This is a genomic window from Burkholderia cepacia, from assembly GCF_001039005.1.
GTDB classification, from domain to species: Bacteria; Pseudomonadota; Gammaproteobacteria; order Burkholderiales; family Burkholderiaceae; genus Burkholderia; species Burkholderia theae.
In genome coordinates, this window is sequence record NZ_LDWR01000058.1 from 79,957 (window position 1) to 98,439 (window position 18,483).

The following is an 18,483-nucleotide window of genomic DNA, read 5'->3' on the forward strand; positions in this document are numbered from 1 at the left end:
GGTGCCGCATTCGCTTCGCGCATTTCCAGCGGCGCGCGATCCCGATCGGAACGGCGACCGGCCTGGCTCGTGCCCGATACGGCAGGCAGCAGCCCGCCCGCAACTCGCCCGACACGGCACCCGAGCCGAAAAGCGAAGCCCCCACGCAGCTCTACGCCGCCTGGGGGCCCGTTTACCGCCGGCTCGCGCCGGTTACTGCTTCTTCGCTTTCGCGGCCTTCGCCGTATCCGCGAGAATCTTCTCGACCCGCTGCACGTAAGTCTCGGTCCCGAACCGGCGCACCGCCGTCGCGCGCCCGCTCGCGACGAGCCGCTCGCGCAGCGCGCCGTCACGCTTCAGCGTGTCCAGCGCATCGGCCAGCGCGGTCACATCGCCCGGCTCGCAGAGCAGCCCGTTGTCACCATCCTCGATGATCTCGACGACACCGCCCGCGCGGGCCGCGACAACCGGCCGGCGCGCGAGCATCCCCTCGACGATCACGCGCCCGAACGGCTCGGGCGTGATCGACGTGTGCGCGACGACGTCGACCGCCGTCATGCATGCGGCCACGTCGCGCTGGAACCCGAGGAAATGCACGCGCTCGTCCATCCCGTGCCGCGCGACGTATTCGTGCAATTGCGCCGCGTATTCGTCCTCGCCGAACAGCGGTGCGCCGACCAGCACCACGTGCATGTCGGGATGCCGCGCGGCGGCCTCCAGCAGCACGTGCTGGCCCTTCCAGCGCGCGAGACGGCTGAACGAGCCGACGAGCCACGCATCCTTGGGCAACCCGAGGCGCGCGCGCAGCGCGGCCTGGCTGACGCCTTCCAGCGCGTCGAACGGCTCGGCCGAAATGCCGTTGAACACGACGTCGACGTGCTGCGGCGTAAAGCCCGTCAGCGCGCGGAACGCCTGCGCGGACGCGTCGGAGTTCGCGATCACGCGGGTGACGCCGAGCCGCGCGCAGTATTTGATCGCCAGCAACTGCTTGCTGCCGAAATGATCGGTGCTGACGATGTCGCGCAGGTGCCACACCACCGGCTTGCGCGCGAGCCGCCCGGCGAGCGCGGCAACCACCATTGCGCGCTGCGTATTCGCGTAGATCACCTCGGCGCGGCGCGCGCGACGCGCGACATCGCGCACGAGCCGCACGAGCTGTTTCAATGCGCCGGCCGACACGCCGCCCTGCTTGCGCACGCCCGCGAGCGCGCCCTGGTCGACCACGTCGACGCGCGCGCCGATCTCATCGAGCGCCGCGCGGAACGGACCGTCGTCGAACAGCAGCACGTCGGCGTTCGCGCGCATGTGCTTCATGATCTCGAGCAGCGACAGCTCGGCACCGCCAAGCACGCCGCTCTGATCGAGCACCAGCGTCGCCGGGCCGCGTGCGGCCGGCATCGGCGCGGCGGCCGTGCCGCGCTGCGCGGTCGAGCCGGGCAAAGCCTCCTCCACATAATCGAGGAAGCGCCGCCGGAACGTATCGGCGGAAAACCGCTCCGCGTTCGTGCGACACGCATTCGGCGTGAAGCGCTGCGGCGCGCGCTCGAAGTCGTCGACCGCCGCGACGATCGCGTGCGGCGTCTGTTCGTCGAAGAACAGCCCGGTCGGGTTCGGGGCCGATCGCGGGTCGAGCACGGTTTCGAGCGCGCCGCCCTTGCCGTACGCGATCACAGGCGTGCCGCAGGCCTGCGCCTCGACGACCGAGATCCCGAAATCCTCCTCGGCCGCGAACACGAACGCCTTCGCACGCCGCATCCGGTCGTGCAGCACCGCGAACGGCTGGTAGCCCATGATCTCGACGTTCGGGCCGGCCTTCGCGCGGATCTTCTGCATCTCGGGGCCGTCGCCGATCACGACGAGCTTGCGCTCGGGCGTGCGCGAGAACGCATCGACGATCAGGTCGATCTTCTTGTACGGCACCATCCGCGACGCGGTCAGGTAGAAATCCTCTTTCTCCGCGTTCAGCGAAAACGCGTCGACGTCGACCGGCGGGAAGATCACCGCCGCGTCGCGGTGGTAGACCTTGCGGATGCGCCGCGCGATGAACGCGGAGTTCGCGACGAAACCGTCCACCGCGTTCGCGGTGCGCGTGTCCCAGTTGCGGATGTAATGCAGGATCATCCGCGCGAGCAGCGATTTCGGCCCGTGCGTGAGGTTCGACTGCTCCAGGTACTGGTGCTGCAGGTCCCACGCATAGCGGATCGGCGAATGCACATAGCTGATGTGCACCTGGTCCGGCCCCGTCAGCACGCCCTTCGCGACCGCGTGGCTGCTCGAGATCACGAGATCGTAATCCGACACGTCGAGTTGCTCGATCGCGAGCGGCATCAGCGGCAGGTAGCTCCGGTATTTGGTGCGCGCGAACGGCAGCTTCTGGATGAACGACGTCGTCACCGGCTTGCCGCGCACGAACGCGCGGTCGTCGAGGAAATCGACAAGGCTGAACAGGTCCGCGTCGGGAAAGCACGCGACGATCTGCTCGAGCACGCGCTCGGCGCCGGCGTAGGTGACCAGCCAGTCGTGGACGATCGCCACACGCAGCGTGCGCGCCGGATGGCGCGCGTCGGCCCGCCCAGCCGGCTCCGACCGGCGCAGCGCGACGGCGTCGCCTGCTTCGGCCACGGCCGCATCGGCGGTGGCGAGATTCAATACGGCGTGTTCCGCCAGATCGCGATTCATACGGTTTTCCTCGCATTGAGACGGACAAACAGGTCGCGCACGAGCGCGCGCAACCCCGGCGTCATCGTGAGCGACCACGCGACGTTCAGTACCAGCACGACCGCGCACAGGCCGATCGACTCGCCGAGCCCCGGCCACGCCTGTGCGAGAAACAGGCTCGCGAGCAGGAAAGCCAGGTGCGCCAGCATGTCGAGCACGATCGCGCGCATCCGGATCGCCGACAGATAGAGCAGCACGCCGTAATCGACGAACGCGCGCACCGCGACGACCACCGCCGCGCCGATCAGCCCGAAGTGATGAATGCCGAACCACAGGCCGCCGACGAAGAACGGCATTTCGACGAGCCCGGCGAACGCCGCGCGGGCCGGGTTGACCTGCGACTGGATCAGGATCCGCGTGACGCTCGCCTGGCCGACGAGCCACACGCTGATCACCAGCACGCGGCCGACCGGCGCCGAATGTGCGGCGAGATCGGCGCCGACCCACAGCGTGAGGAACGGCGCGAGCGCGAAAATTGCAACGATGCCGACCGGCGTGAACACGCCGTTCAGGAATTCGAGCGACTGGCGCGCGAGCGTGTCCGCGTGGTCGCGGCCGACCGCCGACAGGCGCGGGAACAGCGTGCGCACGAGCGCGTTCGGCAGCATGTTCAGCCGCGTGACGAGGTTCTGCGGCACCGTGTAATAGGTGACGAACTTCGCGCCCATGCCGGCGCCGAGCATCACGCGGTCGAGCGTGTCCGCGATCATGCTGGTCGTGCTCGCGATCAGCATCCAGCCGCCGAAGTTGAACAGCCCTTTCGCGGTGCCCCACTGCGGCGGATCGATGCGCCGGATCCCGAGCACCTTGATACTCGCGTGGCCCAGCATCACCGCCGCGATCAGGCGCGCGACGACGGCCGCGGCAAGCACCGTCTGCAGGTTCGGCGCGATCCACCACGCGGCGCCGAGCGGCAACAGCTGGAACAGGAACGTGCCGATCGTCTGGTTCGTGTTGAACACGCCGAACCGTTCGGCGCCGTTGATCGCGCCGGCGAACACCCACGACACGTTCGCCAGCGGAATCGCGAGCGCGAGCCACGGCAGCGCGAGATACACCTCGTGCTGCATCGCGGCCGACACCTTCGTGAAATACGCGGTGTAGATGAACGCGCCGAAATAGATCAGCAGCCCGCCCACGATGCCGGTGCCGAGGTTCAGCCAGAACGCGCTCCAGAACACGCGTGCGCTTTCGTCGTCGTTGCCGCTCGCGAGCGCCTTCGAGATATGGTTCTGCGCGGCCATGCTCATCCCGAGATCGAGGATCCCGAAATAGCCGATCAGCGTCCACACCAGGCTGACGACGCCATAACGCTCGACGCCGAGCGCGTGGATATACGCGGGCACCGTCACCAGCGACACGAAGGTCGGCAGGATCAGCCCGATGAAGTTGATCGAAACGTTCTTGAGTATGCCTTTGTCCATGCTTGAGCCTTGTGTGACGGGGACGACGACGGCGCGCCGCCCGTCACGGTTTCCAGCGATACATCAGCACCTTGCCGCGCGCGTCTTCCTCGACGAACACGAGGTATTCGCCGTTCTCGCGCTTGAAGGCACTGATGCCGAACGGCACGTCGACCCAGCCGGATGCCTTGCCGACCTCGGTGCCCGCGCTCATCACGCCCACTTCCTTGCCGGTGTCCTTGTCGTACACGTGGATCTTGCCGACCGGCTCCACGGTGAAGATGTAGCGGCCCTCGACCGTGATCCCGATCAGGTCCAGGATCGGCTTCGCGTCGAGCTGCCACGGCAGCGCGACCGTGTAGCGCACGACGGGCGTACCACTCGACCACTTGTCGAAGCGCACCAGCACGCGGCCGACTTCCTTGTTGATGCCCGGTTGCGGCGGCGCGTCGGCCGTGTAGCCGGTCACGTACAGCGTGTCCGTCTGCGCGTCGTAGATCGAGCGGCGCAGTTGCGTGAACGGCTGCGGCATCGGGTAGGTCGTGACCGTGTCGTACGAGTAGATCGGGTTGCCGGCCTTGTCGACGCCGCCGTACCGGAACCGGTGAATGCCGCGCACGTCGCTCGTGCGCCAGATGTCGCCCTTCGTGTCGACCCACCAGCCCCAGCCGCCCGCTTTCGCCTTGCCAGTCGTATTGAGCGTGAACTCGTCGGCGTCGAGGCGGCCGTTGCCCTTCGCATCGCGCCACAGCCAGTCGCCGCCGGGCGGCTTGTTCGGCACCTTGTCGACCGGCCGCGCGCGTCCCGCGATCAGGCCCGACGGAATCGCGACCTCGCCGTCGCGCTTCGCGTCGAAGCGGTAGATCTTCAGGTGATCGGCGTACATGTCGGTCAGGTACAGGAACGTGCGGCCGTCGACGCGGCGCGCGATCGGCATGCCCGGCCACTGGTCCGTATGGAACACGGGGTCGTCCGGATACTTGAAGCGGTTCGACAGGAAGCCGACGTATTTCCAGTCCTGGCCCGGCGGCTTCGACAGGTCGAGCTCGAAGCGCTTGTTGCCCGTGTACACGCTGTTCGGCCGCGCGGGGTCGAGCCACGCGCCGTCGACGAACAGCAACCCCTGCACCTGCCAGCGCGGCTTGCCGTCCGGCGTATAGCTTTCGAGCACCGCGCCGAGCCCCGCGCCGATCGAGTCGTGGCGCGGTCCGATACCGTTCATCGCCACATACACGTTGCCCGCGCGGTCGACGCCGACGCCCGTCAGCCCGTTGAAGCGCTGCGGCCCCGGCCGCCCCGGCACGGGGCCCGCGAAGATGCCGCCGCGCTCGCCGAGCGTGCCGGACTGCGCATAACCCTTGCCGCCTTTCGAGAAGATCAGGATCTGCTGGCGCGGCCCGTTGTCCGCGACGAGCACGCGCCCTTTCGCATCGACGGCCACATCCACCGCATCGGTGCCTTCGGGCAGCGCGGGCGCGTCGTCGACCTTGCGGCCATCCGCGCGCATGTGCACGAGGTGCGCGGGGCCGTTGATCGTGTCCGTGAGCAGCCACAGCGTGCCGTCGCCCGCCAGCGCGATGCGGCCCGGCTCGTGCGCGCTCCACGTGCCCTTCTGCTGCATCGTCTCGGCGTCGTAGACATCCACCGCGTCGCGCGACGGATTCGTCGCGAACAGCGTCTTGTCGTCGGCCGCGAGGCCGCCCACTTCCGCCTTCTGTTCGCCGACTTCCGAGCGCGCGGGGGCCGGCACCTCGTTGACCATCATGAAGCTCGCGGCCATACGCGCGCGGCCGGTATCGGCCCGGCCGCCCGGTGCCGGCTGCGGCGCCGCGCGAAACGGCGCGGGCTGCTTCAGGTCGCCGATCGCGCGCCGCGAAATGCCAAACCACTGCTTGCCCTTGTCCGGCCAGATGCCGGGCGACTGAAGGTGGCCGCGCTCATTGCCGACGCCGATCGCGACGTACGCATACTTGCTGTTCACGGCGATCGCGTTGCCGCCGAGGTTGCCCCAGCCGTGCGTGCCGCCGGCGAAGCCGAGCATCTTCCCGTCCTGGTAGACGCTCGCCTCGGCCCCGCTCTCATCCCACGGCGCATTCGTATACACCTTGCCTTCAGGCGTCACCGCGATCGCGCGGATGTCGATCTGCGTCCAGCTGCCGTCGCCATAGCCGAACGTGTTGCCGATCCACGACGTCGTCGCGGGCAACACCGTTTCGGCCGGTGCGGCGCTCGCCAGCAGCGCCGCGCCTACCGTCATGCCAACCAGAATCAGACGTCGCAATGCGCTTCTCCAGACTTGATGCGAAAGCGACCGGCGCCGCCACGGACTGCCGGCGCACCCTGTCGCTAAATAAATGGGTTTCAAACGTCGCGATGCAGGTTACAAGCAAAAATAATCACAAGAAATTTGGAAATATTTGGGGATGTTTCAGCCTGAAATATCGAACCGGAACAGGCAGGAAATAGCGCACAAAAACGGCAATAACGACCGCCTTTCACACGTTGCCCCGTAGAAAATGCCGCCCCACACCGCCTGTCGCGGCTGTCCGGGCGCCAACCTTTCATCTCACGACCGAAATAATCGGCATTTGAATGTTTGCCGTCAGATAAATGGCGCGCGTTTTTTTACCGATTTCTTTTCCCTAGAATCGATTTCGAATCAATATTCCATTTAAAGGCATGCAATACGTACACGCATCGGATGCACGTCGCGAAGGAACCGCGCAATGACCGGCCTTGCGCGACCCGCCAACCTCGCCTCGCCGCAACACGGCCGCATCGTGCAGCTCGACGGGCTGCGCGCGATCGCGGTGGGCGCCGTGTTCCTGCAGCACGCGCTGAAGGCGCCGCTATGGATGGGCGTCGACTTGTTCTTCGTGCTGAGCGGGCTGCTGATCACCGGCATCCTGCTCGAGCGCAAGGCGCGCGGGCAGTCGTACTTCAGCCACTTCTACGCGCGCCGGGTGCGTCGCATCCTGCCGCCGTACGTGCTGCTGCTGGTGGTCTCGACGATCCTGTTCGGCGCGAGCTGGCTGCCGCACTGGCCGTGGTTCGCGTTCTTCTCGACCAACATCGGGCTGTCGCTCGGCAGCATCGGCCACGACAGCCTGAACGTGCTGTGGTCGCTGGCGGTCGAGGAGCAGTTCTATATCTTCTGGCCGTTCGTCGTGCTGTGGTGCTCGGAGCGCGCGCTGCTGTGGGTCGCCGCCGCGCTGATCGTCGCCGCGCCGGTGCTGCGCGCGATCGCGACGCCGTGGTTCGATTCGTTCTGGCCGATCTACTACCTGACGCCGTTCCGGATGGACCTGCTCGCAGCCGGCGCGCTGCTCGCGATCGTGCTGCGCCGCGACCGGCGCGCGCTGGAGCCGTTCTATCCGCTCGCGATCGTCGGCGCGCTCGTGTCGCTCGCGATCCTCGGCTGGCTGCACCTGTCGTTCCCGCGCTTTCGCGCCGCGAATACGCCACTGTCGAATGCAGCGCTCTACAGCATCTCGCTGCTGCTGTGTACGTCGATCGTCGTGATCGCGCTGCGCGGCCGCGGCATCGTGCAACGCGTGCTGACGAACCCGATGCTCGTCTACGTGGGCACCATCAGCTACACCGTCTACCTGATCCACCTGAGCGTGCTGTACGCGCTGTGGCCGCTGCACCTGAACCGCTTCGTCACGGCCGCGCTCGCGCTCGCGATCACGCTCGCCTACGCGACCTTGAGCTGGTACGGCTTCGAACGGCGCCTGACGCGCGGCCCCGCACGCCGCGCATTGCCGGCCGCCGCAAGCACGACCGCCTGAATTTCACCATCTATCATTTTCGACAAGGACAACGCCATGAGCCAAACTCGCAAGAAGGCCGTCATCACGGGGGTCACGGGCCAGGACGGCGCCTACCTGACCAAGCTGCTGCTCGACAAGGGCTACGAAGTCACGGGCACCTACCGCCGTACCAGCTCGGTGAATTTCTGGCGTATCGCCGAGCTCGGCGTCGACACGCACCCGAACCTCACGCTCGTCGAGCACGACCTGACCGACGCAGGCGCGAGCCTGCGCCTGCTCGAACGTACGCAGCCCGACGAGTTGTACAACCTGGCCGCGCAGAGCTTCGTCGGCGTATCGTTCGACCAGCCGACGACGACCGCCGAGGTGACGGGCCTGGGTCCCTTGAACCTGCTCGAGGCGATCCGCGTCGTGAGCCCGAAAACACGCTTCTACCAGGCGTCGACGTCCGAAATGTTCGGCAAGGTGCAGTCGATTCCGCAAACGGAAGCGACCTCGTTCTATCCGCGCAGCCCGTACGGCGCCGCGAAACTGTATGCGCACTGGATGACCGTGAACTACCGCGAGTCGTACGGCCTGTTCGGCAGCAGCGGGATCCTGTTCAACCACGAATCGCCGCTGCGCGGCCGCGAGTTCGTCACGCGCAAGATCACCGACACCGTCGCGAAGATCAAGCTCGGCAAGGCAACGCGCCTCGAGCTCGGCAACCTCGACGCGAAGCGCGACTGGGGCTTTGCATTCGAATACGTCGAAGGGATGTGGCGGATGCTGCAGGCCGACGAGCCCGACACCTATGTGCTGGCCACCAATCGCACCGAAACCGTGCGCGACTTCGTGCGGATGGCGTTCGTGGCGGCCGGCTATCAGATCGAATGGACCGGCAAGGGTGAGCAGGAACGCGGTCTCGATGTGGCGACGGGCAACGTGCTCGTCGAAGTGAATCCCAAGTTCTACCGTCCCGCGGAAGTGGATCTGCTGATCGGCTGCGCGGACAAGGCCAAGAGCAAGCTCGGCTGGGCACCGGAGACGACGCTCGAACAGCTTTGCCAGATGATGGTCGAGGCGGATCTGACGCGGAACCAGCACCATGACACGTTCTGATCTCGAACACGCCCCGCGCCGGGCGTTCGTCACGGGCCTGACGGGCTTCACCGGCCGCTACATGGTGCAACACCTCGAAGCGGCGGGCTACGAAGTCTGGGGCACGGTCGCGCCCGGCTCGCCGCCGTCCGACGAACCGTTGTTCGCGAACTGCACGCTGCTGCCCGTCGACCTGCTCGACGCGGATGCGGTACGTGCGGCCGCGGCCGACGCACGACCCGATGCGGTCGTGCATCTCGCCGCGCGCGCGCATGTCGCGCAAGATGACCCATCGCAAACCTACGCGGTCAACGTCGTCGGCACGAGCAACCTGCTGGCCGCGCTCGCGGGCCTCGACCGCCGCCCGTCTGCCGTGCTGCTCGCGAGCAGCGCGAACATCTACGGCAACTCGACGGCCGGCGTACTCGACGAAAACGTCCCGCCCGCCCCCGCGAACGACTACGCGATCAGCAAGCTCGCGATGGAATATGCGGCGAAGCTGTGGGCCGACCGGCTGCCGATCGTGATCGCGCGGCCGTTCAACTACACGGGCGTCGGCCAGAGCGATACGTATCTGCTGCCGAAGCTCGTCGCGCACTACGCGCGCAACGAACCGCGGATCTCGCTCGGCAATCTCGACGTGCGCCGCGATTTCTCCGACGTGCGCGACGTGACGGCCGCCTATCTGAAGCTGATCGAAACCGCGCCGGCCGGCGAGATACTCAATGTCTGCTCGGAGCGTGCGTATTCGCTGAACGAAGTGCTGGCGATACTGTCCCGCATCGCCGGCTACGTGATCGACGTGACGGTCGATCCGCGTTTCGTGCGGCACAACGAAGTGAAGAGCCTGAGCGGGTCGCGCGACAAACTGCGGCGCGCGGTGGGCGAACTGCCCGTCACGCCGCTCGACGAAACTTTGCGGTGGATGGTGAGCGCGGTGCGTGACGACATGCCGCCTGCACGTACGCCGAACGGATCGCGCACGCGCGAAGGCGTGCGCCGTGACTACGGTGCCGATGGCGACAGGACGCCGGCGCGCCCCGTCGCATCGTTATGAAGGCCGCTGCCGGCGCGCTCAGCCCCCGAGACCGCGCGCGAGATCGTTGCGCAGGTCGCCCGCGTCCTCGAGGCCGACCGACAAGCGGATCAGCCCTTCGGTGATCCCCGCCGCCGCACGCGCTTCCGGCGTGATGCGGCCGTGCGTCGTGGTCGCCGGATGCGTGATCGTCGTGCGCGTGTCACCGAGGTTGCCGGTGATCGAGATCAGCTTCGTGCTGTCGATCACGCGCCATGCGTTCGCGCGCTGCTGCTCGGGCGTGTCGCCCTTCAGCTCGAACGACAGGATCGCGCCGCCCGCCTTCTGCTGACGCTTCGCGAGTTCGTGCTGCGGGTGCGACTCGAGGCCCGGATGAAACACGCGCGCAACCGCCGGATGCGAATCGAGCCAGCGCGCGATCTCCAGCGCGTTCGCCGACTGCTTCTCGACGCGCAGCGACAGCGTCTCCATCCCCTTCAGCAGCACCCACGCGTTGAATGCCGACAGCGTCGGGCCCGCGCTGCGCACGAACGGGAACACCTTGCCCATGATGAATTCCTTCGAGCCGACCAGCGCGCCGCCGAGCACGCGGCCCTGCCCGTCGAGGAATTTCGTCGCCGAGTGCATCACGACGTCCGCGCCGAGCTTCAGCGGCTGCTGCAGCACCGGGCTGCAGAAACAGTTGTCGACAACGAACAGCGCGTTCGCGGCCTTCGCGATCTTGCCGATTGCCTCGATGTCGGCGAGTTCGGTCAGCGGGTTCGACGGCGTCTCGAGGAAGAACATCTTCGTTTCCGGCCGCACGGCTTCCTGCCATGCGTTCAGGTCGGTCGGGTCGACGAAGGTCGTCGTGATCCCGAACTTGCTGAAGATCTGCGAGAACATCCCGAGCGTCGAGCCGAACAGGCTGCGCGAGCTGACCAGGTGGTCGCCCGCCTGCAGCGCGGACATCACGACCGACATGATCGCGGCCATCCCCGACGCGGTCGCAATGCACGCCTCGCCGCCCTCGAGCGCCGCGAGACGCTCCTGGAACATGGTGACGGTCGGGTTCGTGAAGCGCGAATAGGTGAAGTAGTCTTCCGAATTCGCGAAGCGCTCGGCCGCGTCGGCCGCGCTCGAGAAGCAGAAGCTCGACGTGAGGAACAGCGCTTCCGAGTGCTCGTTGAAGTCGCTGCGCAGCGTGCCCGCGCGCACGGCAAGCGTGTCGAAGTTGAGGGAGTCGTCCATGTTCCGTTTTCCGTATTCGATGGTTGCGCGTGTCGCGCAAACCTGACCAAAACCAGGCCAAAACAAAAAGCCCGCTATGCATCGGCATCAGCGGGCTTCGGGGTACGACAGCGATCGACTCGGGCCGACTTCCGCCGACCTTCGCTTTAGCTGTTTTGGGAAGTTGCCCCGCGTCCGCAAGCTGATATCAAATCGACGCAAGGCCACATCCTATCACGCTTCGGCGAAAGCGTACGCCGGTGTCACTCGACCGACAGTTGCAGGTTCATCTGCGAGCGCTCGGTCTCGCCGGCCGTGTCGCGATCGGCTTGCGACGCCGGCGTGAGGCGTGCACGCTCGATCCTGTCGAGATACTCGGGCGTCACGTCGCCGGTGATGTAGTTGCCGTCGAAGCACGACGCCTCGAAGCGTTCGAGCTTTGGGTTGATGTCGCGCACCGCGCGGCGCAGATCGTCGACGTCCTGGTAGATCAGGTGGTCGGCGCCAATGATCTTCGCGACTTCGTCGTCGGTGCGGCCGTGCGCGACGAGCTCGCCGCGCGTCGGCATGTCGATGCCGTACACGTTCGGGAACTTCACCGGCGGCGCCGCCGACGCGAAGATCACCGACTTCGCGCCCGCATCGCGCGCCATCTGCACGATTTCGTGCGAGGTCGTGCCGCGCACGATCGAATCGTCGACGATCAGCACGTTCTTGTCCTTGAACTCGATGCTCATCGCGTTGAGCTTCTGGCGCACCGACTTCTTGCGCACCGCCTGCCCCGGCATGATGAACGTGCGGCCGACGTAGCGGTTCTTGAAGAAGCCTTCGCGATACTCGACGCCGAGCTTCGCGGCGACCTGCATGGCAGCCGGGCGCGACGAATCGGGAATCGGCATCACGACGTCGATCGGCACGTTCGGCAGCTCGCGCTTGATCTTCTCGGCGAGATAGTCGCCCATGCGCAGGCGCACGTTGTAGACAGGCACGCCGTCGAGGCACGAATCCGGACGCGCGAGGTACACGTATTCGAACATGCACGGGTTCAGCGTCGGCTTCTCCGCGCACTGCTGGCTGTGGAAGTTGCCGGCCGGGTCGATGAAGATCGCTTCGCCCGGCTGCACGTCGCGCACGAATTCGAAACCGATGCCTTCGACCGCCACCGACTCCGACGCGACCATCCACTCGGTGCCGTGCTCGGTCTCGAGCTTTCCGAGGCAGAGCGGGCGGATGCCGAACGGATCGCGGAACGCGAGCAGGCCGTAGCCGGCGATAAGCGACACGATCGCATACGAGCCCTGCAGGCGGCGATGCACGCCCGAGACTGCCTTGAACACCGAGGCCGGATCGAGCTCGAGGCCCGTGGTCGACAGTTGCAGCTCGTGCGCGAACACGTTGAGCAGCACTTCGCTGTCGGAATTGGTGTTGATGTGCCGGCGATCGATCCGGAACATCTCGTCCTTCAGTTGCTGCCAGTTCGTCAGGTTGCCGTTGTGCGCGAGGATGATCCCGAACGGCGCGTTCACGTAGAACGGCTGTGCCTCGGCTTCGCTCGACGCCGAACCGGCCGTCGGGTAGCGCACCTGGCCGATGCCGTAGGTGCCGGGCAGGCTGCGCATGTTGCGCGTGCGGAACACGTCGCGCACCATGCCGTTCGCCTTGTACATGTGGAAATTGCTGCCGTCCACCGTCGCGATGCCCGCCGCGTCCTGACCGCGATGCTGCAGCAGCAGCAGGCTGTCATAGATCAGCTGATTGACCGGGGATTGGGAGATAACACCTACGATGCCGCACATGGCATGTCCTTCAGAATGACAAAATCGGTTCCGTCCTGCCCGGCCGCGTCGTCACACGCGTACGTACTGGGCCATGCCGTCGGGCAGGAGCTGCTTCAGCTCGTGCACGCCCTGTTCGGCGAAAGGACGCAATAGCGCATTGCGCCAGAAATCCTGTTTGGGCAGTTCGGTCAGCCCGGCCGCCGCGACCAGCAGCACCACCAGCACGCAGCCGCGGACGAGCCCGAACATCATGCCCAGCGAGCGGTCGACGCCGCCCAGGCCACTCGCCTGCGCGATCCGCGACAGCAGCGCGTTCGCGACACCGGCGACCAGCACGACGCCGATCACGAGCAACGCGAAGGCGATCACCCACTGCGTCAGCGCGCCGCCCGGCCAGTTCGCCGGAATATATGGCACGACCAGCCCGACGTAGCGGCCCGCGATCACGATCGCCGCGATCCAGCCGATCAGCCCGAAAATCTCCGAGACGAAGCCGCGCCACGCACCGCGTAGCGCCGACAACACGATCACCGCCAATACAGCGTAGTCGAAAGCCGTCAGCATCGTGCGTTATTGCGTCAGACCGGCTTCGCGCACCTTCGCGATCGCGGCGGAAGCCGCCGCGCGATCCGCGAATGGGCCCGCACGCAGCAGTGTAGCCGTGCTGCCGTCCGCCTGCTTGCGATGCTCGACATATGCGGGCACGCCCGCCGATTTCAACTTGGTGGCCCACGAACGGGCCGTCGCGTCATCCTTGAACGAACCGAGCTGCACCGCGAAGCGCGCACCGGCCGGCGACGCCGGCGACGATGCGTCGCTGCTGTCCGGGCTTGCGGTGTCGGCATTCGCGACGGTCGCGGGCACCGGCTTCGGCGCGGCCGGTTTCGCCGCGGGGGCGACCGGCTTCGGCGCGGGCTTCGGCGGCGTCACGCTTGCCGTGGTCGTCGTATCGGGTTTCGCGGCCGGCTTGTCGGCATCCTTCGGCGCGGGCGCCGGGCCCGCCGCGACGGCGGCATCGGACGCCGGCGGCTCGTCGTGCGCGACGCCCGCCTGCACATCGGATGCGTCGTCGTCGCGCGGCGCGACCGCCTGGTGCGCGGGCCGGTTCGGGATGTCGATCGCGATGTCGTCCGTCACCGGCTTCGGGTGCGAATCAAGCACCATCGGCAGCACGATCACGGCAGCCACGACGAGCGCGATCGCGCCGACGAGGCGACGGCGCGCGCGTTGCTTTTCTGGAAGGGTCGGATCGAGGAGCAGCGCGTCCGATTCCGGACGCTCGGTGCGGCGTGAGCGTCGCTCGACGCGTTCAGTGCGCTCCGTGCGCACGTTCCGGGAGGTCCCGGTGCGACCGCCGCGCCGCGTGGGCGCGTCGTCGTCTTTTTTGCCGAACGAGAAAATTCCCATGAATGGCTGAGTCCGAAACTGCCCGTCAGTCAGTGTTGCTGCGATTTACGGTAGGCCAGCACGCCGGCAACCGTATGGAAACTGCCGAAAACCACGATTCTATCATTCTCGGATGCTCTTTTTAGTGCATCGCGAAACGCTTCGGCGGGCGACGCGTAACGCGTCACGCTCGAATCGGGCCCCTCCTCCACGCCGGCCTTGCGCAGCGCGGCTTCGAGCTGCTCCGCGGAGGCCGCGCGCGGCAGCGGCAGATCGGTCACGCACCAGTGGTCGATCTCGCCCTTCAGGTGCCGCAGCACGCCGTCGATGTCCTTGTCGTGCATCGCGCCGAACACCGCGTACGTGTACGGGAAGAAGCCCATGTTGCCGAGATTCTGTTCGAGCACGGCCGCCGCGTGCGGGTTGTGCGCGACGTCGAGCACGATCGCCGGCTTGCCGGGCAGCACCTGGAAGCGCCCCGGCAGCTCGACGTTCGCGAGCCCGAGCCGGATGTCCTGCGCGGACACCGGCAGCAGCGGGCGCAGCGCCTCGAGCGCGGCAAGCGCGGCCGACGCATTGATCAGCTGATTCGCGCCGCGCAGCGCCGGATACGCGAGCGCCGGATAGCGCTTCTCGCGACCGAGGTAGCTCCACTGCTGGCGCTCCGCACCCGCCTGCGCCTCGTAGCGGAAATCGCGGCCGACGAGCCACAGGTCGGCACCGATCGCTTCGGCATGGTCGACGAGCGTCTGCGGCACGGCCGGATCGCCGCAGATCGCCGGCTTGCCCGCGCGGAAGATCCCGGCCTTCTCGAACGCAATCTTCTCGCGCGTGTCGCCGAGATATTCGGTGTGGTCGATGTCGATGCTCGTGACGATCGCGCAGTCGGTATCGATGATGTTGACTGCGTCGAGCCGGCCGCCGAGGCCGACTTCGAGGATCACCGCGTCGAGCCCGCGCGACGCGAACAGATGCAGGATCGCGAGCGTCGTGAATTCGAAGTACGTGAGCGACACGGGCTCGGGCAGCGACATGCGTGCGGCTTCGACGGCCTCGAAGTGCGGCAGCAGTTCGTCATCGGTGACGTTCTGCCCGTTCACGCGTGCGCGCTCGTTGAATTCGAGCAGGTGCGGCGACGTGTGGCAGCCGACCTTGTAGCCCGCGCGCACGAGAATCGTCTCGAGGAACGCGCAGGTCGAGCCCTTGCCGTTCGTGCCGCCGACGGTGATGACGGGGCACGCGAATTCGAGCTGCAGCGCCGTCTTGACCTGCCCGATGCGGGTCAGGCCCATGTCGATGCCGACCGGGTGCGCACGTTCGAGATGCGAAAGCCACGCGTCGAGAGTGGGAAAAGTGCTCATCGGATCAAATCTGGATCGGTACCGCCACTACGCCAAAAAACGAAGCGCGCCGCCTGACGCTGAAGCCAGGCGACGCGCAGAGTTCACCACCTTGCGCCGGTCAGGCCAGCGCGTCGGCCGGCTGTCGCTGCAGCAGCGCGAGCAGCTGCGCGATCTCGTCGCGCATCTTGCGGCGGTCGACGATCATGTCGATCGCACCCGTCGTCAGCAGGAATTCGGCACGCTGGAAACCTTCCGGCAGCTTCTCGCGGACCGTCTGTTCGATCACGCGCGGGCCGGCAAAGCCGATCAGCGCCTTCGGTTCGGCGATCACGACGTCGCCGAGGAACGCAAAGCTCGCCGACACGCCACCCATCGTCGGGTCGGTCAGCACCGAGATGAACGGCAGCTTCGCTTCGGCCAGCTTGGTCAGCATCGCGGTGGTTTTGGCCATCTGCATCAGCGACAGCAGGCTTTCCTGCATCCGGGCGCCGCCGGACGCCGTGAAGCAGATGAACGGCACGTGCTGTTCCAGTGCGTTCTGCGCGCCGCGTGCGAACCGCTCGCCGACGACCGAGCCCATCGAGCCGCCCATGAACGAGAACTCGAAGCAGGCCGCGACGACGGGCAGCGTGTGGATCGCCCCGCCCATCACGACCATCGCGTCGGTCTCGCCCGTCTCGTCCATCGCTTCCTTCAGACGATCGGGGTACTTGCGGCTGTCCTTGAACTTCAGCGTGTCGACCGGCACGATTTCCTGGCCGATCTCGTAGCGGCCTTCCGGATCGAGCAACCCGTCGAGACGCTCGCGCGCGCCGATGCGCATGTGGTGATCGCACTTCGGGCACACGTGCAGGTTCGCGTCCACGTCGTTGCGGTACAGCACGGCCTCGCAGGACGGGCACTTGACCCACAGGCCTTCCGGAATGCCCTTGCGGCTTTTCGGGTCGGTCTGCTTGATCTTCGGCGGCAACAGTTTGTCGAGCCAGCTCATCGTATGGTTTCCTGTTCCGTGGCGGGTCGGGCCGCGCGGCCCGTTCCCGCCTTCCTATGTTGGTGTTATCGCGCCGTCTTGCCCGCGCCGTCCAGCGCGGCACGCAGCTCGGCGATGAACGTCTTCAGCGCGGCGGCGGCGCCTTCCGGCGCGGCGCTTTCGAGCAGCTGCACCAGACGGCTGCCGATCACGACGGCGTCCGACACTTCGGCCACCGCGCGCGCCGTTTCGGCGTCGCGGATACCGAAGCCGACGCCCACCGGAACCGGCACGCGCGACTTGATGGCCGGGATTTTACCCGCAATGCTCGAAACATCCAGATTTCCCGCACCGGTCACGCCCTTGAGCGACACGTAGTACACGTAGCCGCTCGCGATCTTGCCGACGTCGGCGATGCGTTCGTCGGTCGACGTGGGCGCGAGCAGGAAGATCGGATCGATCTGCGCGGCGCGCATCTTTTCGGCGAACACGCCCGCCTCTTCCGGCGGATAGTCGACGACGAGCACGCCGTCGACACCGGCCGCCTGCGCTTCGGCCGCGAACGCGTCGACGCCCATCCGCTCGATCGGGTTCGCATAGCCCATCAGCACGACGGGGGTTTTGGGGTCGGTTTCCCGGAAGCGCTTCACGTCGGCGAGCACGCTCTTCAGCGTGACGCCGCGTGCGAGTGCGCGTTCCGACGAGCGCTGGATCACGGGGCCGTCGGCCATCGGGTCCGAGAACGGCACGCCGAGTTCGATCACGTCGGCGCCGCCTTCGGCGAGCGCGTGCATGAATTCGACGGTCTTCGCGGGGTCGGGGTCGCCGGCCGTGATGAACGGGATCAGGCCCTTACGGCCTTGTTCGGCGAGCGCGGCGAAGGTCTGCTGGATACGGGACATGGCAATTTTCCTGGATGCATTGCGTTCGGCGATGCGGCGGCGCGATTCACGCGCATGCCTGCGCGGCGAGCGCGTTCACGCGCTCGTGCGCGATCGCACAATAACTTTCGTTGATCTCGTAGCCGACGAAGTCGCGCCCCTGCCGTGCGCAGGCCACCGCAGTCGTGCCGCTGCCCATGAACGGATCGAGCACGCGGCCGCCCGGCGGGCAGCTTGCGAGCACCATCCGCTCGATGATTTCCAGCGGCTTCTGGGTCGGATGATCGACGCGCTCCGCGTGCTGCCGGTGCAGGCGCGAGACCGACCAGACGTCCTTCGGGTTGTAGCCCATCTCCAGCCACTTGCTGCCTTCGAACAGCTTGCGCGAGCGGGCCTTCTTCGTGTCGGCGTCGTACGGGATGCGGACCGGATCGAGATCGAAGTAATACGCCTTGGAAACCGCGAAAAAGCCGATGTTGTCGTGCACCGACGTGAAACGGCGCGTCGTGCCGCCCATGCTCGGCACGCGCCGGTCCCAGATGATCTCGTTGACCATCGTGAGCTGCGTCTTCAGGAAACTGAAGATTTCCGGCGCGTACTGCCATGTGCAGAAGATGTACATCGACCCGCTCGGCTTGAGCTTCGGAATCGCCAGTTCGAGCCACTCGCGCGTCCACGCGAGAAACACGTCGCCCGACAGCTTGTCCGAGTCGTTGCCGTAGTCCTTGCCGAGCCCGTACGGCGGATCGGCGACGATCAGGTCGATCGACGCGTCCGGCAGGTGCGCGGCATGGGTCAGGAAATCGCGGTTATGCAGTTCGATACCGGACGGCAGCGCGCGCGGCACGGCGGCGGCAGGCTGAACCGCCTCCGCCTCGCTCGCAGCACCGCCGCCCGGCTCTTCGATCAGGTCACGCATCGGTCGGG

13 protein-coding genes and 1 pseudogene are annotated in these 18,483 nt (G+C 66.7%); 3 read left to right on the forward strand and 11 right to left on the reverse strand.

What is annotated here, in order from left to right:
- Nucleotides 1-192: 192 nt before the first annotated feature.
- The 3 genes from VL15_RS30690 to VL15_RS30700 are packed head-to-tail and all read right to left on the reverse strand — an operon-like array spanning nt 193 to nt 6,357.
- Nucleotides 193-2,658, reverse strand: a complete 2,466-nt coding sequence (locus VL15_RS30690; protein WP_048250469.1) for a glycosyltransferase family 4 protein — start codon at nt 2,656-2,658, stop codon at nt 193-195.
- Nucleotides 2,655-4,121 (reverse strand): flippase, encoded by a 1,467-nt coding sequence (locus VL15_RS30695; RefSeq protein WP_048250470.1) that lies wholly within the window; start codon nt 4,119-4,121, stop codon nt 2,655-2,657. The genes VL15_RS30690 and VL15_RS30695 overlap by 4 nt, the downstream gene beginning before the upstream one ends.
- Before the next feature lie 43 nt (nt 4,122-4,164).
- Nucleotides 4,165-6,357, reverse strand: coding sequence for a hypothetical protein (locus VL15_RS30700; protein ID WP_048250471.1), 2,193 nt, complete (start codon nt 6,355-6,357; stop codon nt 4,165-4,167).
- Between the two features lie 469 nt (nt 6,358-6,826).
- Between VL15_RS30700 and VL15_RS30705 the strand changes: the two genes are divergently transcribed.
- From VL15_RS30705 to VL15_RS30715, 3 genes and pseudogenes are all read left to right on the forward strand, one after another.
- A complete protein-coding gene (locus VL15_RS30705) occupies nt 6,827-7,891 on the forward strand; it encodes an acyltransferase family protein (RefSeq protein ID WP_048250473.1) in 1,065 nt (354 codons plus the stop codon).
- A 36-nt stretch (nt 7,892-7,927) separates the two neighbouring features.
- Complete coding sequence (gene gmd / locus VL15_RS30710; RefSeq protein WP_048250474.1) at nt 7,928-8,974, forward strand: GDP-mannose 4,6-dehydratase; 1,047 nt, start codon at nt 7,928-7,930, stop codon at nt 8,972-8,974.
- A pseudogene (locus VL15_RS30715) lies at nt 8,961-9,899 on the forward strand (NAD-dependent epimerase/dehydratase family protein); the annotation flags it as partial. The gene gmd and the pseudogene VL15_RS30715, both read left to right, overlap by 14 nt.
- A gap of 129 nt (nt 9,900-10,028) precedes the next feature.
- Here the strand turns inward: VL15_RS30715 and VL15_RS30720 are convergent.
- From VL15_RS30720 to VL15_RS30755, 8 genes are all read right to left on the reverse strand, one after another.
- A complete protein-coding gene (locus tag VL15_RS30720) occupies nt 10,029-11,219 on the reverse strand; it encodes an O-succinylhomoserine sulfhydrylase (protein WP_048250475.1) in 1,191 nt (396 codons plus the stop codon).
- A gap of 242 nt (nt 11,220-11,461) precedes the next feature.
- Nucleotides 11,462-12,994 carry an amidophosphoribosyltransferase gene (purF, locus tag VL15_RS30725; RefSeq protein ID WP_048250476.1) on the reverse strand — a complete coding sequence of 511 codons (1,533 nt, stop codon included), beginning with the start codon at nt 12,992-12,994 and terminating at the stop codon, nt 11,462-11,464.
- Nucleotides 12,995-13,045: 51 nt separating this feature from the next.
- Nucleotides 13,046-13,540 (reverse strand): CvpA family protein, encoded by a 495-nt coding sequence (locus VL15_RS30730; protein WP_027782633.1) that lies wholly within the window; start codon nt 13,538-13,540, stop codon nt 13,046-13,048.
- A gap of 6 nt (nt 13,541-13,546) precedes the next feature.
- On the reverse strand, nt 13,547-14,383 hold the full coding sequence (locus tag VL15_RS30735; protein ID WP_048250477.1) for an SPOR domain-containing protein: 837 nt from the start codon (nt 14,381-14,383) through the stop codon (nt 13,547-13,549).
- Between the two features lie 29 nt (nt 14,384-14,412).
- Complete coding sequence (gene folC / locus VL15_RS30740) at nt 14,413-15,723, reverse strand: bifunctional tetrahydrofolate synthase/dihydrofolate synthase (protein WP_048250478.1); 1,311 nt, start codon at nt 15,721-15,723, stop codon at nt 14,413-14,415.
- Nucleotides 15,724-15,823: 100 nt separating this feature from the next.
- A complete protein-coding gene (gene accD, locus VL15_RS30745; RefSeq protein ID WP_048250479.1) occupies nt 15,824-16,696 on the reverse strand; it encodes an acetyl-CoA carboxylase, carboxyltransferase subunit beta in 873 nt (290 codons plus the stop codon).
- A gap of 65 nt (nt 16,697-16,761) precedes the next feature.
- Nucleotides 16,762-17,577: a tryptophan synthase subunit alpha gene (gene trpA / locus VL15_RS30750; RefSeq protein WP_027791147.1), complete on the reverse strand. Its 816-nt coding sequence runs from the start codon at nt 17,575-17,577 to the stop codon at nt 16,762-16,764.
- 46 nt (nt 17,578-17,623) lie between these two features.
- A complete protein-coding gene (locus VL15_RS30755) occupies nt 17,624-18,475 on the reverse strand; it encodes a DNA-methyltransferase (protein ID WP_048250480.1) in 852 nt (283 codons plus the stop codon).
- Nucleotides 18,476-18,483 lie beyond the last annotated feature (8 nt).